Below are 23,505 nucleotides of genomic sequence, written 5' to 3' on the forward strand. Positions count from 1 at the left end.
GCGTATAGTAGGGTGAAAATTAGGAGGTGTCAAACGCTTTTCCAGAATTTTTCCTGTTTTTTCTGCTGAGCGCATAATTTTAAAACAATATGGAGAAAATGCTTGAAAAATACAGAATTTAAGATGATTTTTTAAGCATGTGCAGGATGGCTGCTACCACGTCTGGATGCTGGATATAACCATCAATATCATGCGGATGTTCGGGGGAGGTGCATATTTCATGATTGATAATGGCAGGTTTAAATAAAAAAGGGGCTTCTGTCAGGGGAAACGTTGTCAAAAAATCATCATGTGAATAAAAGTTGATCCAGTCACCACAAATGGCAGCGGGCCGGACCACGGGCTGAGGCAGATGAGTCTGTATTACCCTAAAAGCCAACGGCGATCCGAGCGTAATAAAGCGCTGGACATTCAGTTCTGGATGATGAACCAGATAATTATAGGCAATGACACTGCCCAGCGAATGGGCAATTACAATACAGGGCTGCTGACCATAAAGTTGCTGGGCAATACGCTGGTGAACTTGCTGCATAAAATCAGGATTGGCCAGATAAAGATAGATTTCAATCAGAAATTTCTTGATCAGAGTGCCATGTAAGCCGGGAAAATAATTTAGCAATACAACAAAATCACGTAAGGCTGTATTTTTACTTAAAGTAGTAATAAATTTTAATTTCTGGTTAAAACCCACAGCATCTTCTACATTTAACTCTGGAATTTCACAAGTCTCAACTTTATGCGGAGGGAGGGAGTGCTCTGGCGGAATGTTGATGGGATGATGAAACGGGAAGTGTGGCCAGTCCTGAGGCATAAGAGTGCTGGCATTGAGAACATTGTGCAGATGATGCTTTAACAGTAAGTCGCCATAAAAAGCGATGCGGATATGGCGTTTTAAATGAGAAAAGCAGGCCAGTTGATGGTTTTTCCGAAGACCTTTTTTAAAAATATGCAGCCAATGTTGACGTAATGAGGCAGACGTAAACTGCTGTTTGTTTATTCCATGAATATAAATAATTTTCATCGGTGCCTCATTCGGGTGGCTCCATATCTATTTACAGTATAGATAAAAAAAGAGCAGCGAAAGCTGCTCTTTTGTTGGCTTTAAGCCCTACACTTTTTTGTGATAGAAGGTATAGTAGCTGGCATAACACACTGCAATAAACAGCAGGCAGCCAAAGAAACTGATGCGCATGCTCGGATCAAAGACCATACTGATACAGGTGATCAGGCAGAACAGGAAGCCTAAAATCGGTACAGTCGGGAACAGGGGGGCTGCAAAGCCTAGTTCTTTGATACTATGACCATCCTTATACCATTGGCGGCGGAAGTTGAACTGGCTCAAGCAGATACTCATCCAGACCACGACCATGGTAAATGCTGCGATACCCAGCAAGTTGGTAAAAATAGTTTCTGGTGCAAACTGCTCTGACAATAGGCCCGGCATTGCGCCAATCATCGTCACAATGACTGCGATATAAGGAATTCCTTTGGCATTCACGCGTGAAAATACAGCGGGCAACTGTTTGCTATAGGACAGTGACCACATCATGCGCGAAGCGGCAAACAGGCCGGAGTTGGCTGCCGACAATAGGGCGGTGATAATAACAAAGCGAATAATATCTTCTGCATAGGGAATACCGATATGCTGGAATACGGTTACAAACGGACTGTTACTCACGCCTTCAACGGCCAGTCCTGCTTCCTGATGGGGCAGAAGTGAGGTCACCACCACAATCGTACCCACAAAGAAAATCAGCAGGCGGAAAATTGCGGTATTGATGGCTTTTGGCACGTTCTTGGCCGGGTCTTTGGTTTCACCTGCTGCGACACCAATCAGTTCGGTGCCCGAGAAAGCAAAGTTCACAATCAGCATGGTGGTGAAAATCGGGAACAGTCCCTCAGGGAACCAGCCTTGGGCGGTCAGGTTACTGAACAGCGGTGCTGTTTCTTGGCCTTGATAATCCAGAACCCCGAAAATGGCCAATAAACCGAGCAGGATAAAGGCAATGACGGTGACGACTTTTACCAGCGCCAGCCAGAATTCGGATTCGGCAAACCAGCGGGTCGAAATCATATTCAGCGTGAAGACCAGCGCGCCAAAGACCAGCGTCCACATCCACATGGAACTGTCCGGCAGCCATTCCTGCATCAGCAAGGCGGCGGCGGTAAATTCAGTTCCCAGGGTCACCGACCAGGTCAGCCAGTAGAGCCAGGTAATGGTATAGCCTGTTCCTGGTCCAATATAGCGTTTGGCATAGGCGCCAAAAGAACCCGATTCAGGCATATGAACTGCAAGCTCACCCAGACAGAGCATCACCATATAAGCGATGATTCCGCCGAGGAAATAAGCAAGAATGGCACCTATTGGCCCCGTTTGTGCAATGACTTCACCCGAACCTAAAAACAGGCCTGTTCCAATGGCGCCGCCAAGCGAAATCATGACCAGATGTCGAGTACTCATAGCGCGTTTTAAAGGCGCAGAATTGCCCTGATGCGTAGCATCATTCGGAGATGAATGCATAGGAGTCAAAAAAACCAGAGAAGTAAAGCGGGTTATTGTAGTGAAAAACTACAAATCTGCAATGTATTAATATGGATTGTGTCTAAGGCTTGATCAGATGTGATCAATAGATGGCGTCCCTACGGGGATTCGAACCCCGGTTACCGCCGTGAAAGGGCGATGTCCTAGGCCTCTAGACGATAGGGACGTTGCGAGGTGATGCGTATATTAAGGACTCAGCTTAAATTTGTCAAAAGGCTTTTTATGAAAACTTATTTAATAGTTTAAACATTAAGCAAAACAGAAGACGATTTTATTGGAATAGGAGAGTTCAGGTGATTTTTAACTCTAAATAGAGGGTCTGTTGATATTTCATAAATGGATTGCGTGGTCGCAAACATCAATGAGGGGTCAACAGGCCCTCGCATAAACCCAATAAAAATTGGGCTTATTGCAGCAATGCTAAGAATTTTTTAGTGTAGAACCTAAGATTTTGGATGATATAGCCAGTAATAGCTGGCATAGCAGGCAGCCATAAATAACAGACAGCCGATAAAGCCCGACAGCATTTCAGGATCTGCAGCCATACTCAGGCCGGTCGCAGTACAGGCAATAAAGCCGAGAATCGGTACCAGCGGGAACCACGGGGTACGGAATTTAAGCTCCGATACACTGCGGCCCTGTTTGAGCCACTGACGACGGAAATTAAACTGGCTCCAGCAGATACTCATCCATACAATTACCATGGTAAAGGCCGCTACACCGAGCAGGTTTTTAAAGATGACATCGGCTTCGAACTGTTCAGACAATAAGCCAGGTAAGCCGCCAATCATGGTCACCCAAACCGCAATATAAGGCACGCCGGATTTGCTGACCTTGGCAAATACCCGCGGCAGCTGATTTTGTGAAGACAGCGCCCACATCATGCGCGAAGCGGCATACAGGCCAGAGTTGGCTGTAGATAACAGTGCGGTAATGATCACAAAGCGGATAAAGTCCTCAGCATATGGAATCCCCATCTGGGTAAATACCGAGACGAAAGGACTGCTACTCAAGCCCCCATCTCCGCCCACCTGTAAACCAGCGTCAGTATAGGTCAGTAAAGAACTGATGACGATAATGGTGCCGACAAAGAAAATAATCAGGCGCCAGACCGCTGCATGAATGGCTTTTGGCACATTTTTCTCAGGATTTTCTGTTTCACCGGCGGCAATCCCGATCATTTCTGTGCCGTTAAAGGCGAAGTTCACGATGAGCAGGGTGGTAAACAGTGGAATCAAGCCATTGGGTAGCCAGCCATGTTCGGTCAGATTGCCGAAGAGGGGGGCAGATTCATAGCCTTGAAAAGGAATAAAACCAAAGATACAGCCAAAGCCCAGAATAATGAAGATCAGGACGGTGGCCACTTTCACCAGCGACAGCCAGAATTCAGACTCTGCAAAAGTACGGGTTGAGCTGAGGTTGGAGATCAGCACGCCAGCAGCAAAGATCAGTGTCCATAACCAGATAGACGTCTGAGGGAACCATTCCTGCATAAGAATGGCAGCAGCGGTAAATTCAGTCCCGAGAGTTGCAGACCAGCCGAGCCAGTACATCCAGGACACCATATAGCCTGTACCTGGACCAATATAATTTGTAGCAAAAGCACCGAATGAACCGGATACTGGCAAATGTACAGCCAGCTCACCCAGGCACAGCATCACCATATAAGCAATCAGGCCCCCGACAATATAAGCCAGCACTGCCCCTAAAGGACCTGCCTGAGAGATGACTTCACCTGAGCCCATGAACAGGCCGGTGCCAATGGCTCCCCCAAGGGAAAGCATAATCAGATGACGGGTGCCCATGGCACGTTTTAAAGAAGGGGTATGTCCCTCATCAACAGGGGACTGCTGTGAAGGAGGAGAAGCAGGTTGCATAAATGAATTGGGAAATGTACTTGAAAAAGACTATTCTAGTTTTAATTGAATGAAATTTCACATAAATTGGAATTTTTTATAAATTAATTGCTTTTATTTAAGAAATAGGTGAAAAGACCACTCATTTTAGTGGTCTGGAGTTGAGTAGCGCGGTTGTTCTGTCGGTTTAGCGGAAGAAGGAGCCGGCTCTGACTGGGTTGTTGCAGTATCATCACCGGAGACCATGTACAGGTACAAAGCCGAAGGAGCCAGAATCATCAGAACCAGTAAGATCTTTTTTAACATGACGACAATATAAAATAGGGAACTGGATGAATTATAGCTGAAGCAGACTCAAAAAGGCAGTTAAGCAGGTACGAGTACAGCTGGGCTTCTCAGATAAAGTGCAACCATGATTTTGAAAACAGAAGATGGCGTCCCTACGGGGATTCGAACCCCGGTTACCGCCGTGAAAGGGCGATGTCCTAGGCCTCTAGACGATAGGGACGTTTAGAAGATGGCGGTATCTTATTGATCCGCCACCCAAGTGTCAAGCAGGTGAGGTGCGAGTTTGTTTAAAATATAGCAAAACAGTTCAGCCGTCTTTTGCGTATCGTATAATGCAGAATGGGCTTCTTTGCCATCAAACTCAATTCCAGCCTGAATACAGGATTTTGCCAGTACGGTCTGACCGAACATCACCGCGCTTAAGGTCACAGTATCAAAGACAGAAAAACTGTGAAATGGGTTCTGGTTTTTGGTTCCGGTACGGGCAATCGCGGCCTGTACAAAGCCTAAGTCGAAATGCGCATTGTGTCCGACCAAAACTGCATGGGTGCAGTTTTGCTGACGACGTACCTCATTGACTGATTTGAAAATACGCTTTAAGGCAGTTTTTTCATCTTCAGCCATGGCGATCCGCATGGGATTGGAGGGATCAATTCCAATAAACTCTAGAGAGCGGCGATCTAGGTTGGCGCCCTCAAAAGGATTGATATGGGCATGAAAAGCTTCACCTGGCATAAACTCGCCATCTTCATTATATACAATCGGAATGGCTGCGATTTCTAACAGGGCATCAGTCTGTGCATTAAAACCTGCTGTTTCAACATCGACAACAACAGGTAAAAATCCACGGAAACGCTGACCAATGACTGGAAGAGTTTCAATTGTCACATTTTTCTCCATTGGATGGTCTTCCCGGCATAAAGCGGAATAATCTGTTCACCATCCAAGTAGTCTAGACTTTCAGGAATCACCTGGTCTTCTTTGACCAGTGTAATCGTATTGGTATTGCGTGGCAGACCATAGAAATCTGCTCCAAAGTGGCTGGCAAAGCCTTCCAGACGTTCAATCTTCCCGACCTGATCAAAGGCTTGGGCATACAGCTCGATTGCCGTCGGTGCGCTATAGCAACCCGCACAGCCACAAGCATTTTCTTTGGCATTCTTGGAATGTGGCGCGCTGTCCGTACCCAGGAAGAATTTAGGGTTACCACTAGTGGCCACTTCCAGCAGAGTCTGCTGATGCGTTTGACGTTTTAAAATTGGCAAACAGTAGAAGTGCGGTTTCACCCCCCCGACCAGCATATCATTGCGGTTAAACAACAGATGCTGTGGAGTAATGGTGGCCGCTACATTGCGATCCTGTTCCAGTACAAAGTTCGCCGCTTCACTGGTGGTGATATGCTCAAGGACCAGTTTCAGTTTCGGAAACTGTCTTAGCAAAGGTGCCAGAACCTCGTCCAGAAAACGTTTTTCACGGTCAAAAATATCCACATGATGCTGGGTGACTTCACCATGTAGAAGTAATGGCACCTGGTGCTCTTCCAGTTGTTCAATGACGGCATAGACTTTGCTGATGTCACTCACGCCGCTATCCGAGTTGGTGGTTGCACCAGCAGGGTAGAGCTTGATGGCATTGACATGGGCAGAGTTTTTAATCTTTTGGACTTCGCTTGGCAAAGTATTGTCAGTGAAATACAGCACCATACGGGGATCAAAATCACAGCCTTCCGGTACGTGCGCCATAATGCGCTCACGGTAGCTGAGGGCTTCTTCCACCGTTTTAACCGGTGGAACAAGATTCGGCATACAGATCGCACGGGAAAACTGTTTGGCCAAATCAGGAACGGTGCGTTGTAGTGCTAAACCATCACGCAGATGAGCATGCCAGTCGTCTGGCTGGAGAATCGTAATCGTATCCAAGGTGAATTCAATCGGAGAAATAAAACAAATGATAATCCATCTATAGCAAAAATGGTAACGAGAAAGGGATATAAAATAAATGAGCGCTATAAATTAATTTATAAAAGTATGTTATTTTGTAATTAATAAAAAAATTACATAAATACTTGGCAATGGACTACAAGTACAATCTTGCAAAATTGCAGAACGACAAAGAAAAAATAGAACAGCTTATTGCAAGCCAAAGTCAGCGTATCGGCTCAATATTTCCGAAAAGTCTGGAGCAGGAGTTTTGCAGCAAACATTTGGAACGTGCACGCAAGCATGTGGAAAAATACGTCTGGGGAGGCGTGTTGAGCTATTTCATTTTTTTGCTGATCATGATTCCCACCGATTACTGGATTGCTGATCCCCAGTATTTTTTGCATGATTTCATACTCTGCCTGTTAGGCTTGCTAAATGGTGCAATCTCTCTGGTACTCTTCTATCTGGCCGCGTCGCTCCCTAAACTGAAACGCTTTTTTTCGCAAGCCTCAATGATATTGGTGTTCTGGTTGCTGGTGTCTATTTCTTATATCAACATGTCTATGCAGGCCGAGAGCTTACAACATCAGTCAATGGCGATCATGACGATCATTTATATTCTGGGCTATATCCTGACCGGGATTAAACCTGTGCAGATGCTGATCACCGGCTTAATGGCAGCGCTCACTACGATCCTGCTGCTGCTCAGCATGGCGGTGGTGTTTAATCCGCTGGTATTTGGCCGGATTTTGGTGGGAAGTTGTTTGCTGGGTTATGTAATTAGTCATATGATTTTTGCACGCGAAAGAATGATCTTTTTATACAGTAGGCGTGCCAAAATCAGTGAAAAAATCCAGCGTATTCACACCACCGAGCTGTTGCATCTAAGTCAGCAGGACGAGCTGACTAAAATTTCTAATCGTCGGACTCTGGATGAAACCCTGGATGTCTTTTTCAGGCAGGCACAGTGTAATGAAAGTGCCTTAGCCATCCTGTTTATCGACGTGGATTTTTTTAAAAATTATAATGATTATTATGGACATCAAAAGGGTGATGATGTCATTTCCAGTATTGCCTTAACCATTAAAAATGCGATTCGGCATATGGACTTTGTCGCGCGTTATGGCGGTGAAGAGTTTGTGGTGCTGCTGCCGGAAACTGATGCACACGGGGCCTATGCAGTGGCTTCCAATATTTTTAAAGCGATTGATCGACTGCGAATTCCTCATGAAAAATCTCATATCTCTGATCAGATTACGATCAGCTTAGGCATCACGGTCTATCGTAGTGAAGAAAATCTTGATAAGGACAGTTTATTGCAGATTGCCGATCAGGCACTGTATCGGGCCAAGCAGTTGGGACGTAACCAGATTTATTATCAGTCGATTCGCTCAGTAAATGCAGGTATGGTGAATTCTTGAAATAAACGCTACTCAATCGTGTTTCTAAAGATAAGTCATTGTTTTAAGTTGAATATTTTTCGTAATGTATGAGGGTGAAAAGGGCAGATGTTTAAGCCAGCAATGCGAGAGACAAATGAAAAGCTTTTCTTGCTGACTGTATATATTTAATCCTCTCTGCGCTTTCAAAAGCAAAGAAGGCAAGCTTGCAGCAAAATATTAGAATTAAATTTGTCCAATAGCTGAGAGTTGCTTTAAAAAATCAGGAAACTGATCAGGGCCGATTTTAAATGCTGAGCTGCTTTAAAAATTATTTATTGTCTTTCTAGGCCGCTGATAAAGCATAAAAAATGCCAGTCAATGTTTAACTGACTGGCATTGCTCATTAAAAGCAGTTTTACAACTTAAAGGAGTTCATCCCAAGGACTTAGTTTTTGTCTTTAAGTTGAGGAACAGCAGAACCTGTACCGACAGATAACAAACCAGAATCTGTATAGATGCCTAATTTTGCACGAGTGTCAGTGATGTCCAGGTTACGCATGGTCAATTGACCGATACGATCCATAGGAGAGAACATTGAATCAGCTTTCTCCATGGTCAAACGCTCAGCTTCATAAGTCAGGTTTGGAGATTCAGTGTTCATAATGGTGTAGTCATTACCACGGCGTAGCTCAAGCGTTACAGTACCTGTGACTGCTTTTGCGACCCAACGCTGTGCAGTTTCACGCAGCATTAAGGCTTGAGAATCGAACCAGCGACCTTGGTAAAGTAGACGGCCTAAACGTAAACCGTTGATACGATATTGTTCAATCGTATCTTCGTTATGGATACCTGTTACCAGACGTTCATAAGCGATGTGAAGCAGCGCCATACCCGGAGCTTCGTAGATACCACGAGATTTCGCTTCGATGATACGGTTTTCGATCTGGTCTGACATACCTAGACCATGACGGCCACCGATACGGTTCGCTTCAAGAATGAACTCCACCGGATCTTCGATACGTTGACCGTTGATGGCAACCGGGAAGCCTTCTTCAAAAGTAATCGATACTTCTTCAGGCGTAACCTCAACATCTTCTTTCCAGAAAGCTACCCCCATGATTGGCTCAACGATTTTAATACCAGCATCCAGGTATTCAAGATCTTTGGCTTCGTGAGTTGCACCCAACATATTTGAGTCAGTTGAGTAAGCTTTTTCTTTTGACATTTTGTAGTCAAAGCCATTGTCGATCAGGAACTGTGACATTTCTGCACGGCCACCTAGTTCGTCAATAAACGTCTGGTCTAACCAAGGCTTGTAGATCTTGAGTGCCGGGTTGGTCAACAGACCATAGCGGTAGAAACGTTCGATGTCGTTTCCTTTATAGGTTGAACCATCACCCCAGATGTTGACATCATCTTCTTTCATAGCAGTTACAAGCATCGTACCTGTTACTGCACGGCCAAGTGGCGTGGTATTAAAATAAGGAACGCCACCTGTAGAAATATGGAATGCACCACATTGAATGGCTGCAATACCTTCTAATGCAAGTTGTAGACGGCAGTCGATCAAACGTGCTTTTACAGCGCCATAAGCTTCAGCTTTTTGGGGAATTGCATCGTAATCGTCTTCATCAGGCTGACCCAGGTTTGCTGTGTAAGCATAAGGCTCAGCGCCTTTTTGTTTCATCCACAAAAGAGCTGCAGAAGTATCTAGACCACCAGAAAAGGCAATACCAACTTTTTTACCTACTGGGACATTCTGCAAGATAGTTGCATTATCAGACATTGTTCATCCTAATGATATGAAATAGGCACGCCAGAAGTGGTGGCCTGAAAAAAACATATATTGTATCAATTGTATCATTATTTTATTTAGGTGTGCTTTAGAAAAGGAAAACTCGGTTTAAAATTTGAAATCAATAGTCTGAAATCACTTCAAATACGCTTGTTTTTTTGAAAATACTGCTGAATATCAGCAATATTCGTTATATTCATCATCAATAGATAAAAAGTGATTCGCTGAGGCACCCAAAATGACGACACGTATTCCCCCTTTACCCAACCTGAGTCCTAAACCCAAAAATGAAACCTTGGCCTTGATCCATGGTATTTATGCCGGTCTGCTGGTGTTTACTACGATTGTATTCGGCTATCTGGAATATCAGCAGTCGACAATTTCAGTTATGAGCTTAGGATTTATCCTGTTATTGCTGGCGTTGATGATTTACTTGAATATTCAGGCATCGCTTAAGGTCAAACAGGGCAATCGCGGTGGTCGGACACTGTCCAGAATCATGGCCATTCTGATGCTGCTCAGTTTTCCAGTCGGTACAGTTTTAGGCGTGATTGCCTTGTGGAAAGCAAGCGCACGGCAATGGCAACAGTAATTGAAAAAACCAGCTGCAGCATGACGACACAGATTGGGATTTATGCCTGAGAAAGCAGACCTGATAGTCATAAAAAGCCGTGTGAAATCAGTTAAAGTAAGAGGAATAGGCTTGGGCTAAATAAAAACAGGAAGATCTTATGACCAATACGCGTTATGCAAATATTTTAAAACCATTACATTTGGGGTTTACGACGATTAAAAATCGGGTAGTAATGGGTTCAATGCATACAGGGCTGGAAGACCGTTTTTATAATTATCCGAAACTGGCTGCCTATTTTGGTGAGCGCGCCAAAGGTGGCGTGGGGCTATTAATTACTGGCGGGATTTCACCTAACCGTCAGGGCTGGTTACTGCCTGCCGGCGGAACTATGAATACGCTGGGAGATATTGCTCCACACCGTCTGGTCACGCATGCTGTCCATAAACATGGCGCCAAAATTCTTTTACAGATTCTGCATGCGGGCCGTTATGGCTATCAGCCTTTTGTGGTTTCAGCCAGCCCGATCAAGTCACCGATTTCACCTTTTAAACCTCGCCAGATGTCTGAAAAACAGATTCTGGAAACTATTCAGGACTATGCCAAAACTGCCAGTCTGGCCAAAAAAGCAGGCTATGACGGGGTCGAAATTATGGGCTCTGAAGGCTATTTACTAAACCAGTTTCTTAGCCGGCATGTGAACCAGCGTACTGACCGCTGGGGCGGGTCAATTGAAAACCGGATGCGTTTTGCATTAGAAATTGTTAAAGCTATCCGTGCAGAAGTGGGTGAGAAATTTATTATCTGCTTCCGCTTGTCCTTGCTGGACCTGGTGCATGACGGTAACACCATGCAGGAGGTGATTACGGTGGCTCAGGCCCTGGAAAAAACCGGTATTACCTTGCTAAATACCGGGATTGGCTGGCATGAGGCACGTATTCCCACCATTGTAACTTCTGTGCCTCGTGCCGCTTTTATAGATTACACCGCAGAAGTTAAAAAGCATGTCACCGTCCCGGTAATTGCATCGAACCGGATTAACATGCCGGATACAGCAGAAGCGATTTTGGCCTCTGGTCAGGCTGATATGATTCAAATGGCACGACCATTATTGGCAGATGCTTTCTGGGTCAATAAAACGGCAACCAATCGGGTCGATGAAATCAACACGTGCATTGCCTGCAACCAGGCCTGTCTGGATCATACTTTTAAAAATAAACGGGCAACCTGTCTGGTCAATCCGCGCGCCGCCTACGAAACTGAACTGGTATATGTAAAAACCAAAAAGCCGAAAAGTATCGCCGTCGTTGGTGGAGGTGTGGCCGGCATGTCGGCAGCGAGCGTTGCTGCCAGTCGCGGCCATGAGGTGACTTTATTTGAAGCAAGTGATGAAGTGGGCGGGCAGTTTAACCTGGCCAAAGTCATACCGGGCAAAGAAGAGTTCCATGAAACGATTCGCTATTTCAAGGTGCAGCTGGAAAAAAATGGGGTGGATGTTCGTCTGAATACCCGGGTCAATCAAGAACAGCTGGAACGCGAAGGCTTTGATGAAGTCATTATTGCCACAGGGGTGATTCCGCGTGAGTTGAAAATTCCGGGTAGTGAGGCGCCACAAGTGCTGTCTTATGCAGAAGTTCTACGGGGTGCACCGGTAGGTGATCGGGTTGCAGTGATTGGGGCAGGTGGGATCGGCTTTGATGTTTCAGAATTTTTGTTAAAACCCCCGCATCAGCCTCAGCCACAACCGCTGGAAGACTGGAAGCGTGAATGGGGAGTTGATCCGAATCCAAACTATATCAGCGAAGGCGGAATGCAGCCTGCTAAAGTAGAACCGCCAGTCCGGGAAATTTATTTGCTACAACGTAAAACCACTGCTCTTGGCGCAGGTCTGGGGAAAACTTCCGGCTGGGTACACCGTGCACAATTAAAGAAACACGGTGTACGCATGCTGCGGGGAGTGCAGTATAAAGCAGTTACGGATGAAGGCTTATGGATTGAAGTTGATGGTCATGACCAGTTACTGCGTGTAGATAGTGTAGTGGTCTGTGCAGGTCAGGAATCGGTCAAAGCATTAATGCCAGCCGAAGGTCAACATACGCTGGCCAATTATCATATTATTGGTGGGGCCAAGCTTGCGGCTGAGCTGGATGCTAAGCGTGCAATCCGTGAGGGTGCTGAATTGGCAGCTAAATTGTAAGAGTTGATGAAACTATATGCAGTTGATTGCATTCATTGCACTTTTCACTTGTCAGCTGGCTGAAAGATTCGTATGATGGCGGCCATGGAAGCGTGGCAGAGCGGTTTAATGCACCGGTCTTGAAAACCGACGAGGGTGTGAGTCCTCCGTGAGTTCGAATCTCACCGCTTCCGCCAAACATCTAAAAAGACCCTTGATCATCAAGGGTCTTTTTTTGGGCGTGTTTTTAGTTGCATACTTTGTTGGATACATAAATGGAAGATTGGCGGCTGCTTATTTAGGTGAGCTTGAGGCAAACTGTGCCCAATGCATATATTCATTACGGTAATAATGAAGCTAATGACACGTATCAATGACAGCACCAATCTGTGATACTTGTGAAACTACATTTTGCAAGCTGAACACTTTGACTACTAGCCTGATAGGGATGAAAAAGCATCACGATAAAATATGATGATTTGTATTGCTCGTGTGAAAGCTAAAAAATGACTGTGGAACCTGGATATTTGAAGGCTGTCTTGGAGGTCTGAAATAAAGGTCATCATCTCAATCTCTTTATTTACCTGAATTGTGGAAAAGAAATGAGCCTGAAAAAGTGGCTGATACTTATTAAGAGCTTACCGGGTAGTTTATCCCTTCAGCCAGCTTGTTTGATTTCCTATGTTTTTTTGCATAATTGATGACTTTTAGAAATTCGAAGGCCTCTATAAGTATGGGGAATTTTTAAAACACCGCAATTTGCATTTGAGAATACGACCTGCTCAATAGCAATTTTAATAAGTATAACCATCTATATAAAAGAGAATTTTCTATTCAGAAGCCTGTTTTTTTATGCATGCTAAATCAAAGTCAACTCTTTAATTAATGGAATGAGTGGCCTAAGCAGAATACGAGTTATTATTGATTTTCATCACTTTGAAATTAAAAATTTAGTATAGTAGTTTAAGTTTTTTTAAAATTTACCTTTATGTCTGATTTGGCTACAACTTCCCAGCGTATTCCTAAATATATAGCGATAAGAGATGCAATTGCCCATGAAATTGAGTCGGGCCAATTAAGCAGTAATACAAAATTAGCCTCTGAGCGCTTATTATCGGAGCAGTTTTCAACAACACGTGTTGCGGTCAGAGAAGCACTTTTAGCGCTTGAAATGGATGGTTTAATTTATCGTTTAGACCGTCGCGGCTGGTTTGTGCGTGCCCCCCGCATTGCCTATCGGCCGCAATCTATCAAAAGTTTTAATCAATATGTACAAGAGCAAGGAAGTATTCCCGCCACAGAGCTTATTTCAGCAGAGCTGGTATCGGCAACTCAATGGGATGCAAAACATTTAAATCTGAATGTTGGAGATCAAATCTATTCAATTTGGCGTCGACGCACAATTAATGGCCGTCCTGCTGTGGTTGAACATATCCGAGTAAACGCAACACTCTTTCCAGAGTTTTTAGCACAGAACTTGGAAAATTCAATCACTGTGCTAATGGCTGAAAAATATCAGCGACAGCTTACGCGAGCACATATCCATCTTTATCCAACTGCTTTTGCTGAACAACAGGCTAAGGCCCTACATGTCAATGTAGGAAGCATGGGATTATATATTTGTCGAACCAATCGTGATCAAAACGGCATCATTACTGATGTCGATCAGGAATATTGGCTCCATGATGTACTGGATTTACATTTTGAAGCTTCAACTTAGAGCGGGTTGAAAAGCGAACTTATTTCAACAATGATCTAGCTTCATTGATAACCTGGCCTTAATTAAAACAAAAAACCAATCTGGTTTAAACCAGATTAATTAAACTGTCATAAATATTTGCTGAAATACTGATTATCAAGAAGCCGCATTCACTAGGAATGGCAGATGAGTCAGTATTTAAAACAGTGTAAAAAAAAGATTGGTTTATGTGTCCTGAGCCTTGGTACGGCTTATTTGATATCAGGATGTACCACCAGTTCAGTTTCACCAGATGCTGAACAAATTACGGTTTATACCGCCGTAGAAGCCGATCAGCTCAAACGTTATCAATGGGAACTACGCAAAGCGCATCCTGAATTAAAAGTAAAATGGGTCCGTGATTCTACCGGTGTCATTACTGCAAAACTGCTGGCAGAACAAAAAAATCCGCAAGCAGATGTAGTGATGGGCCTGGCCTTGACCAGTTTATTGGTGATGGAAAAACAGCAGATGCTACAGCCTTATCGGCCGCAAAATGTTGAACAGTTAAAGCCTGAGTTTTATAGTCAAAAAGAAATTCCGACCTGGACAGGCATGACGGCCTGGGAATCGGCGGTATGTGTTAATCGAGTCGAGTTAAAGAAGAAAAATCTCCCGATGCCGCAAACCTGGCAAGATCTCAGTAAACCGATTTATAAGAATATGATCGTGATGCCAAACCCGGCTTCGAGTGGTACAGGTTATTTGGATGTCACGGCATGGATGCAGATTTTTGGTGAAAAGCAAGCCTGGTCTTATATGCAGGCATTGGACAAAAATATTTCTCAATATGTTCACTCTGGTTCCAAGCCTTGCAAAATGGCGGCACAAGGTGAAACCGTAATTGGCATTTCATTTGGTTATCCGGGCTTTAAACTCAAATCCCGTGGTGCGCCGTTAGAGGTGATTTATCCCAAAGAAGGTTTGGGTTGGGACATGGAAGCCTCTGCAATTGTAAAAGGCACCAAGAAATTGAGCAGCGCACAGAAATTTATTGATTGGACTGTCAGTCAGGCCGCGAATCAGGCGTATGCGCAAAATTTTTCCATGGTTGCCCATCAACATGTCCAAAGTAGCAATACCGATTTCCCCAAAGATCTGCCAGAAAAACTGGTGAAAAATGACTTTTACTGGGCGGCAGCGCAGCGCGACACAATTTTAAAAAAATGGTCAGCACAGTTCGAGAAGTAAATTAGAAATTAGATGAATTATCCATTTCTCCGGTAGCGATTCTTCCCGGCAATTCCTGCATCAGGATTCCGGGTGAGATAGGAAAAAGACAATAGTGCTTCTACTGAAATTGAAGAAATGTCATTTAAATAAATGAAATTAGAATTAGGTACAGTATGCAAATTCCAACTTATTTACAAAACTCTCTGCCTCCAACAGGGGAAAAGTTGTCAGCGGGACATTTACTGTCAACTTTAAAAAACTATCCAACTGCCAATGCGAAAGTGGTACTCGAAGCTGTAGATATTCAAAAATCTTTTGCCCACACAAAAGTATTGGAACATATCAATTTAGATTTAAAAGCGGGGGAGTTTGTCAGCTTTTTAGGCCCCTCAGGCTGCGGAAAAACCACATTGCTGCGTATTATTGCAGGTCTGGAACAGCCCGATTATGGCCGGATTACTAAACAGCATGTTGATATTACTCACCTGAATACCGCCAGACGCAAATGCGGGATTGTGTTTCAAAACTATGCTTTGTTTCCAAACTTGACTGTTGCAGAAAACATTGCTTTTGGCCTGCATAAAAAACAATGGACAGCGGCACAAATCCAAACACGCATTACTGAGTTATTACAGCTGATTGAACTGCCGGAGATTACTGATAAATATCCAAACCAATTGTCGGGTGGGCAGCAGCAGCGTGTTGCACTAGCACGGGCCATTGCCCCGAAACCCGATATTTTGTTGCTGGATGAACCGTTGTCTGCCTTGGATGCCTTGGTGCGTTTAAATCTGCGCCAGAAAATCCGTGCCATTCAACAGCAACTGAATTTACCTGCAATTATGGTCACTCATGATCAGGAAGAAGCTTTAAGTATTTCCGATCGTGTTGCGGTGATGAATAAAGGCCTGATTGAACAGCTGGATACTCCGCACAATATTTACTATAAGCCACAAACCCGTTTTGTCGCGCAATTTATCGGCACCATGAACTTTATTCAGGCCACAGCAATTTCAACCCATAGTTTAAAGATTGCCGGGCAATATGAGTTGGATCATCCAAGCATCAATTTTAGGGCAGGCGAGCAACTCGAGATTGCATTTAGACCAGAAAATATTGAATTGGCTTTAAAACCAGAAGAGCGTAAAGGACAATTTAGTTTAGCTGTCCGTATTTTAAATATGGAGTTTCTTGGCGCGAAGCGTCGCCTGTTTTGTGAATTGAAACAAAATGACCCACAGGCTGCGCCAGTCCAATTGCAAATTGATATTGAAAATCAGCAACTCATGAACTTAGCAGATGACATGTGGCTACAAATCCCGACTCAGGCTTTACATGTGTTTGACTTGCAAGGAATAGCCAGATGTTAAATCAGTCGACCGCAGAAGCCATTTTAAACAGTAAAAAATCCAAACCTTCATTGTATTCATTACGTTCTAGTGCAGTGCTGTTCGTTGCTGCAATAGTACTGACCCTAAGCCTCATTGTACCGCTGTTATTATTATTGCAAAGCGCATTTTTGGATGAAAATCAGAAGTTTGTCGGCCTGCAAAATTTTATAGCCTATTTTTCCAATCCAGCTCTGTTGTCCTCTATCTTCAACTCCGTCTGGATTGCCTGTACCGCGATGCTGGTGACCGTGAGTTTGGCCAGTATTTATGCATTTGCCTTGACCAACACACATATGCGAGGCAAGGCATTTTTTAAAACCGTGGCATTTTTGCCGATTTTAGCTCCCTCGCTCTTACCTTCATTGGCTCTGGTCTATCTGTTCGGACAGCAGGGGGTGTTCAAAGGTCTGCTGGGAGATATGCAAATTTATGGGCCTTTGGGTATTCTTATCAGTTACTGTTTCTGGCTGTTTCCTGCCATGGTTATGCTGATGATGGCCTCCTTTCGCAATATTGACCAGCGTTTAATTGAAGCTTCTCACGTTTTAGGTAAAAACAGTTGGCAGACGCATTGGGCGGTCACTTTACCTGCCATCCGTTACGGACTGGTCAGTGCCTGTCTGGTGGCATTTACTTATGTGATTACCGATTTTGGTATTCCCAAGGTAATTGGTGGCTCGTTCAATATGATGGCTTTGGATGTTTATAAGCAAATTATTGGCCAGCAAAATATGAATATGGGGGCAGTAATTTCTATTCTGCTGCTTTGTCCTGCTGTGATGGCCTTTATTTTTGACCGCTATCAAAGCCGTCGTCAGGCCCGCTTTCAGAGCTTCCAGATCCAGCCTTATCGTATCAAGAACAATCCACGTCTGGAAAAGCTGCTGATCATATTTTGCAGCGTGATTGCAGGCAGTATTTTATTAATTGTGATCACTGCAATCTTGGCTTCTTTTATCCGCTATTGGCCCTACGATCTTTCGCTGACGCTGAACCATTACCGCTTCGACTACGTGGATGGCGGTGGCTGGTCCAGTTATTTCAACTCTATTCAGCTGGCACTTTGGAGCACGCTGGCCGGTACGGTACTGATTTTCATCATTGCTTTATTTACCGAGCGTTTTAAAGCCCATCCTGTGATTAAAAATTATGTGCAGATGCTGGTTTTATTACCATTGGCCGTACCCGGGCTGGTACTCGGAATAGCCTATATCCTGTTTTTTAATCAGCCTGAAAATCCCATGTCGGTGCTATATGGTTCATTAACCTTATTAGTGATTTCGACCATTATCCATTACTACACCGTGCCGCATTTAACCTTGAGCAATGCTATTAAACAGATTCCGACCCAACTGGATCATGCTGCGCAAAGTCTGGGAGCCTCAAATTGGAAAATGTTTTACAAAGTCTATTTGCCTTTAACCTTTCCTGCGTTGTGTGATGTGTCGGTCTATATCTTTGTCAATGCCATGACGACGGTTTCAGCGGCCATTTTCCTTTACTCACCGGATACCAATTTGGCTTCGGTGGCCGTGCTGAATATGGATGATGCCGGGGATACCGTGGCAGCGGTTGCCATGAGCATTTTGATTTTAGTGACGTCCTGTGTAGTCAAGCTGTTGCACTGGCTGTTGACCCGGAAAATGATGAAGTCGAGTCAGCGCTGGCGCGAGCATCAGCATTAGGTGAGAAAAGAGTTCTATTTTTTATCCTTTTAATTTGTTTTAAACCTTAATGAATACTCATTTTTTGAACGCTTTTTAACAAGGCTTAGGATTTTGCATCCTGAAAAACTTGAAAAGGCATGGAAACCTTCGATGAACACAGCAAAAACAGATTTAATTATTGTCGGCGCCGGTATTTTAGGACTGTCAGCGGCCATTCAGGCGGCTGAACAGGGGCTGAAAGTCCAGCTTTTTGAAAAAGATGCCCAACCCGTGGGCGCAACCCGGCGGAACTTTGGCATGGTCGGCACGTCAACCTTAAGCCGTCCAGATGCAAAATGGCGCCAATACGCGCTCGAAACCCGCAAGTTTTATCAGCGCATTCAAGCGCAGCATGATATTTCATTTCAGCAGCGCGATGGTTTATATCTGGCCAATACCGCTTTGGAATGGCAAGTGCTGAATGAGTTTGCTCAAGCTGCACCGGATTACCAGATTCCGGTCGAACTATTGAGCCGCACACAAGTGTTTGAACGTTATGGTTACCTGGACCACAGCGCCAACATCAGCGGTGCCTTAATATTTCAGGAAGATTATTCGGTCGAACCACATCTGGCAGGACATCGTTTATTGCAATATGCCAAGCAACTGGGTATTGAAATCTATTGTAATGCCTGTGTAGTACGCACCCGTTATCACCGTGGATATGCTGAAATCCAGCTGGCTTCAGGACAGCATTATCGCGCAGAAAAAGTCTTGATCTGTCATGGTGAAACGACACAAATTCTATATCCAGAACTCTTGCAGCACTTGGGTCTGCAGCGCTGTGCTTTACAAATGGCCCTGACTCAGCCTTTGGCGCATGATCTGAAAGCATCGATTTATTCGGGCTTATCTATCTCCCGTTATCCTGCTTTTGAAATTTGCCCCAGTCATCAAGCATTAAAAGAAGAATCACAGCAAGGTCTGGTCAAAGACTACGGAATTCATATTTTGATCAAACAAAATGAATTTGGACAGATTATTTTAGGCGACAGTCATGAATATCATGCCATTCAAGATACACCTCAATTTAATCAACGTGAAGAAATCAATCAATTTATTCTTAAATATTGTAAAGAAAAAATAGGTTTGAAACTTCCAGCCATTGAGTCTCGCTGGAATGGTTATTACCTCACACATCCTCAAGAGCTGGCCTGTGTAACCGAAGCGGAACCGAATATTTACTTGATAAGTGCTATTGCAGGCAAGGGGATGACTACAGGTGCAGGTTTTATGCAAGAAGTATTAAAAAACCATATTCTGTAATCTGGTTTAAACCAGATTGCGCTATATTGATTGTAATTAAAGTGAAAGTCTCAGTAAGGAATTGATGAATGAACGCGCATGTTGAACTAGAAAACAAATATTTACTGCTTACCCCTGGACCATTGTCGACTTCTCCAGCCGTGCGCCGGGTAATGCAGCGTGACTGGTGTACCTGGGACAAAGAATATAATGGTCTGGTGCAAGATATTCGCCAGCGTTTAGTGGCTTTGGCGACCTCAGAAACAGAACTTTACAGCGCCGTGCTGATGCAGGGAAGTGGCAGTTTTTCTGTAGAAACTGTATTAGGTTCAGCCCTGCCTAAAAATGGCAAAATTTTAATTATTAATAATGGGGCCTATGGTGCCCGCATGGTGCAGATGGCACGTTGCTTAAATATCGAAGTGGTTGAGCTGGCTTATCCGGAGACTCAAATTCCCGATTTAAGTGATATTGAAAAGGCATTAAGCGATTCAAGTATTACTCATGTGTCTTGTGTGCATTGTGAGACTACGACGGGCTTGCTCAATCCTATTGAAGAGATTGGCCGTCTTGTGAAAGCTGCCGGCAAAGTCTGGATCGTGGATGCGATGAGTTCATTTGGAGGGGTGCCGATGGACATTGCAAAGCTTGAAATCGACTTTTTAATTTCAAGTGCCAATAAATGTATTCAGGGGGTGCCCGGTTTTGGTTTTATTCTGGCAAAACGTGAACAATTACAAGCCTGCAAAGGTCAGGCGCGTTCAGTAAGTCTGGATCTTTACGATCAATGGAACACCATGGAACAGCATGATGGTAAATGGCGTTTTACTTCACCTACACATGTGGTACGTGCATTTTATCAGGCTTTGCTGGAACTGGAGCAGGAAGGCGGGGTTGAAGCCCGTTATCAGCGTTATGTGAATAATCAAAAATGTCTTGCGGATGGCATGCAAAAACTTGGTTTTAAACTGGTACTTGATACTGATATTCCACAATCGCCGATCATTACTACATTTATGTATCCAAATACGGCCGACTTTAGCTTTCAGGAGCTCTATGAGAATTTAAAACAGGCAGGTTTTGTCATCTATCCCGGCAAAGTCACCGATTTGAACTGTTTCCGGATTGGCAATATTGGCGAAGTTTATCTGGAAGACATTCAACGTTTACTGGCTGCAATTTCAGTCTACTGCCAGAAATAATTTAGCTTATTTTTATTGATTTATATTTAATTTTTTAAGGAAAGACTCATGACAATTTCATCTAATACCTTGCAAGCGGTTATTTTCGACTGGGCTGGAACCACAGTCGATTTTGGTTCACGTGCCCCAATTTTAGCTTTCATGGCATTGTTTGCAGATAATCAGGTTGCAATCACCATTGAAGAAGCACGTGCGCCGATGGGTTTGGAGAAACGCGATCATATTGCAGCTGTGTTAGCCATGCCGCGTGTGGCAGCTGCATGGAAGCAGGCACATGGGGCAGAAGTAACCATTGCCGATATTGACCGTTTATATCAGGACTTTATTCCTTATCAGTTAAAAGCCATTCCGCAATGTTCACAGCTGATTCCGGGCGCACTGGAAACATTTGCAGATATTCGCGCACGTGGGGCAAAAATCGGCAGCAATACCGGTTATGCCAGTATGATGATTGCTGAGTTGGTAAAAGATGCAGCGCAACAAGGTTATGTGCCTGATTGCATTATTACTGCGAGTGACGTGAAACATGGTCGTCCGTATCCAGAAATGTTATGGAAAAACTTGATTGAACTGGATGTTCTGGATATTAAAACAGTGGTGAAAGTGGATGATACCGTAGTGGGTATTCATGAGGGCTTAAATGGAGGGTGCTGGACAGTAGGCTTGGCCGTGAGTGGCAATGAGGTTGGTCTGAGCTATGAAGAATGGAAGGCACTGCCTGAGTCTGAACAGGTCAGTCTAAAAGAAAAAGCTTATGCAAAAATGCATGCTTCAGGAGCGCATTATGTCATTGACAGTATTGCAGACTTGCCTGCTGTGCTAAATGAGATTGAGCAACGATTGGCTCAAGGTGAAAAGCCTTGATCAGTTAAGTCAGGCATTAAAAAAATGGATATTGTTTTAATATCCATTTTTTGTTTTAGGCGAAGATCAAGGTGAATTTATATTTTACCATCTAAATTTTTGTTAAGGTTTCGACTTGAGCTAACCGTCTTTCAGAATCCTTTAATCTCCGAGCTAATATTTTGTAGCACCATTCTTAGGTATGCTGAGGTATTGACCCCATCGTTTTAACTGTCACTGGTACATCAGGGCAGAGCTATTTATTTTTTAATATTTTCAATCAAGGATTTGTTTGAAAATAACTTTTTAATTTTATTCCTGGAAGTAAGTAAATCCATCCTCTGAATTAGAGTCTGCATTGCCATCCAATATGCACTTGCTGTGCCATGGAAAATAAATCCAGAGGCTGGTTTCTAAGCCACATCTGTAAGGCAGATGTTAATCCACAGAATTGGCAAAAAAGTTCATAGTGATATGGGCAGTTTGGTTCTGGTCATATTTTATCAGTGCACTATGCTGTTAGGAATTCAGGCACCCCTTTAAACTTTTTCAGGAAGGATGCGGCACGATCTGGCTTGAGGTTTGAAGGATGGTATTCAGTAAAATTGCAGAAACAACCTTATAAACAATTTTACGCTTCAACTCAGGTGCTGGTTTTGGATTTTTTTATTCTCTCTATAGGGATTAAACTATGGTCACTCAAATTATTAGAAACGTTTTTACAGAAAAATTAAGTACGAAATATCAGGGAATTGTTCAAAATATTGTCGATAAATCCCCCATTCCGATTCGTCACTTTGATTTTAAATTTAACCCGGCAGAGCTAGATAAGCGGTTTTTCCTCAATAAAGAATTAGCCTCTTCTTATTTTCATGCCTTGTCAATTTTTTTGACTTTTGGTGAAGATGTGGTGATTGCAACTGCACGTCATCATCGGGATTTTATTGATGATCCGGTGTTGAAACAGAGGCTCACCTCCCTGATTGGACAAGAGGCCATTCATTCCAAAATTCATAATCAGTTTAATGATGAAGTTTTAAAAGAAAATGGCTATCCTGTCGAGTTGCTGCGCTCTATCGCTGCAAAAGTGTTTGATTATGGCATTTACAAACTGCCCCATTCTTTACAGCTTTCCTTAATGGCCGGCATTGAACATTATACGGCGGTTCTAGCCGAGTTTATGATGCAGCACGAGGCATATCTGCTGGGTTCACAAGATGAAAGACAGCGTGCCATGTGGATGTGGCATATGCTGGAAGAATCCGAACATAAAGATATTGCTTATGATGTGTTTCTGGAATTATCAGGTAATTACTGGCTACGAATTACCGGTTTTTTACTGGCAAGCTTAACCATTCTGGGCGGGGTGTCGCTTGGCGGTTATCTCATGCCATTTGTGCGTAAACCCAGCAATTTGATAAATCTGCGTTATATGAAAGATGTGCTAGAAAGCACAGCCTTGTTATTTGGCAGTGAGCGTGGCGTGTTTGGTAGCAGCTTTGTGCATATTCTGGAATATCTGCGTCCGAGCTTTCATCCCAATGACCATGATACGACAGCCTATCTGGCCTATTACAAAGAGCGATTATTGCATCCTGAAACCGGATTGTTGACACCTTATTTTTTGAAAGAATTTGTACCGCCTGTACCTGCAGCTTCTGCCTAAGCTAATTCT

General features: G+C 43.8%; 18 protein-coding genes and 3 tRNA genes. 12 read left to right on the forward strand and 9 right to left on the reverse strand.

The genetic code is table 11. The annotated features are described in order from the left end of the window. Positions 1-118: 118 nt before the first annotated feature. From NI461_RS02945 to pyrC, 8 genes are all read right to left on the reverse strand, one after another. Positions 119-1,021 carry a lysophospholipase gene (locus tag NI461_RS02945; protein ID WP_253156499.1) on the reverse strand — a complete coding sequence of 301 codons (903 nt, stop codon included), beginning with the start codon at positions 1,019-1,021 and terminating at the stop codon, positions 119-121. Positions 1,022-1,108: 87 nt separating this feature from the next. After that, positions 1,109-2,521 (reverse strand): amino acid permease, encoded by a 1,413-nt coding sequence (locus tag NI461_RS02950; protein ID WP_253156501.1) that lies wholly within the window; start codon positions 2,519-2,521, stop codon positions 1,109-1,111. Between the two features lie 111 nt (positions 2,522-2,632). Next, a tRNA-Glu gene (locus NI461_RS02955) sits at positions 2,633-2,708 on the reverse strand. A gap of 277 nt (positions 2,709-2,985) precedes the next feature. Next, complete coding sequence (locus tag NI461_RS02960) at positions 2,986-4,419, reverse strand: amino acid permease (protein ID WP_253152035.1); 1,434 nt, start codon at positions 4,417-4,419, stop codon at positions 2,986-2,988. 126 nt (positions 4,420-4,545) lie between these two features. Continuing rightward, complete coding sequence (locus NI461_RS02965) at positions 4,546-4,704, reverse strand: hypothetical protein (RefSeq protein WP_253152036.1); 159 nt, start codon at positions 4,702-4,704, stop codon at positions 4,546-4,548. A gap of 126 nt (positions 4,705-4,830) precedes the next feature. Continuing rightward, positions 4,831-4,906, reverse strand: a tRNA-Glu gene (locus tag NI461_RS02970). 20 nt (positions 4,907-4,926) lie between these two features. Further along, positions 4,927-5,586 (reverse strand): ribonuclease T, encoded by a 660-nt coding sequence (gene rnt / locus NI461_RS02975; protein ID WP_253156503.1) that lies wholly within the window; start codon positions 5,584-5,586, stop codon positions 4,927-4,929. Beyond that, positions 5,571-6,605: a dihydroorotase gene (pyrC, locus tag NI461_RS02980; protein ID WP_253156505.1), complete on the reverse strand. Its 1,035-nt coding sequence runs from the start codon at positions 6,603-6,605 to the stop codon at positions 5,571-5,573. Before pyrC ends, rnt begins: the two co-directional genes overlap by 16 nt. 152 nt (positions 6,606-6,757) lie before the next feature. Between pyrC and NI461_RS02985 the strand changes: the two genes are divergently transcribed. Continuing rightward, positions 6,758-8,029 carry a GGDEF domain-containing protein gene (locus tag NI461_RS02985; RefSeq protein ID WP_253152037.1) on the forward strand — a complete coding sequence of 424 codons (1,272 nt, stop codon included), beginning with the start codon at positions 6,758-6,760 and terminating at the stop codon, positions 8,027-8,029. Between the two features lie 406 nt (positions 8,030-8,435). On the opposite strand, the gene argG is transcribed toward NI461_RS02985, so the two are convergent. Then, complete coding sequence (argG, locus tag NI461_RS02990; RefSeq protein WP_151204831.1) at positions 8,436-9,776, reverse strand: argininosuccinate synthase; 1,341 nt, start codon at positions 9,774-9,776, stop codon at positions 8,436-8,438. A 247-nt stretch (positions 9,777-10,023) separates the two neighbouring features. Between argG and NI461_RS02995 the strand changes: the two genes are divergently transcribed. The 11 genes from NI461_RS02995 to NI461_RS03045 all read left to right on the forward strand — a co-directional run bounded on the left by NI461_RS02995 (position 10,024) and on the right by NI461_RS03045 (position 23,496). Continuing rightward, positions 10,024-10,377: a hypothetical protein gene (locus NI461_RS02995; protein WP_253156507.1), complete on the forward strand. Its 354-nt coding sequence runs from the start codon at positions 10,024-10,026 to the stop codon at positions 10,375-10,377. A gap of 139 nt (positions 10,378-10,516) precedes the next feature. Further along, positions 10,517-12,553, forward strand: a complete 2,037-nt coding sequence (locus tag NI461_RS03000; protein WP_253156509.1) for an NADPH-dependent 2,4-dienoyl-CoA reductase — start codon at positions 10,517-10,519, stop codon at positions 12,551-12,553. An 86-nt stretch (positions 12,554-12,639) separates the two neighbouring features. Continuing rightward, positions 12,640-12,729, forward strand: a tRNA-Ser gene (locus NI461_RS03005). Between the two features lie 791 nt (positions 12,730-13,520). Next, entirely contained in the window at positions 13,521-14,252 is a 732-nt protein-coding gene (locus NI461_RS03010) for a UTRA domain-containing protein (protein ID WP_253156511.1), read from the forward strand. A 165-nt stretch (positions 14,253-14,417) separates the two neighbouring features. Then, the gene (locus NI461_RS03015; protein WP_151204828.1) at positions 14,418-15,461 is read left to right on the forward strand and encodes a putative 2-aminoethylphosphonate ABC transporter substrate-binding protein; all 1,044 of its coding nucleotides are present in this window, start codon (positions 14,418-14,420) and stop codon (positions 15,459-15,461) included. A gap of 155 nt (positions 15,462-15,616) precedes the next feature. Next, positions 15,617-16,813: an ABC transporter ATP-binding protein gene (locus tag NI461_RS03020; RefSeq protein ID WP_253156512.1), complete on the forward strand. Its 1,197-nt coding sequence runs from the start codon at positions 15,617-15,619 to the stop codon at positions 16,811-16,813. Then, positions 16,807-18,519, forward strand: coding sequence for a putative 2-aminoethylphosphonate ABC transporter permease subunit (locus NI461_RS03025; protein WP_253156514.1), 1,713 nt, complete (start codon positions 16,807-16,809; stop codon positions 18,517-18,519). The genes NI461_RS03020 and NI461_RS03025 overlap by 7 nt, the downstream gene beginning before the upstream one ends. Before the next feature lie 132 nt (positions 18,520-18,651). After that, positions 18,652-19,806, forward strand: a complete 1,155-nt coding sequence (locus tag NI461_RS03030; protein WP_253156516.1) for a TIGR03364 family FAD-dependent oxidoreductase — start codon at positions 18,652-18,654, stop codon at positions 19,804-19,806. A 68-nt stretch (positions 19,807-19,874) separates the two neighbouring features. Further along, positions 19,875-20,987: a 2-aminoethylphosphonate--pyruvate transaminase gene (gene phnW / locus NI461_RS03035; protein WP_253156526.1), complete on the forward strand. Its 1,113-nt coding sequence runs from the start codon at positions 19,875-19,877 to the stop codon at positions 20,985-20,987. 48 nt (positions 20,988-21,035) lie between these two features. Beyond that, positions 21,036-21,851, forward strand: a complete 816-nt coding sequence (gene phnX / locus NI461_RS03040) for a phosphonoacetaldehyde hydrolase (protein ID WP_151204745.1) — start codon at positions 21,036-21,038, stop codon at positions 21,849-21,851. Between the two features lie 670 nt (positions 21,852-22,521). Next, entirely contained in the window at positions 22,522-23,496 is a 975-nt protein-coding gene (locus tag NI461_RS03045) for a metal-dependent hydrolase (protein ID WP_253156528.1), read from the forward strand. Positions 23,497-23,505 lie beyond the last annotated feature (9 nt).

The sequence above is a fragment of the Acinetobacter sp. S4400-12 genome (assembly GCF_024129495.1).
In the GTDB taxonomy this organism is placed as follows: domain Bacteria; phylum Pseudomonadota; class Gammaproteobacteria; order Pseudomonadales; family Moraxellaceae; genus Acinetobacter; species Acinetobacter lwoffii_C.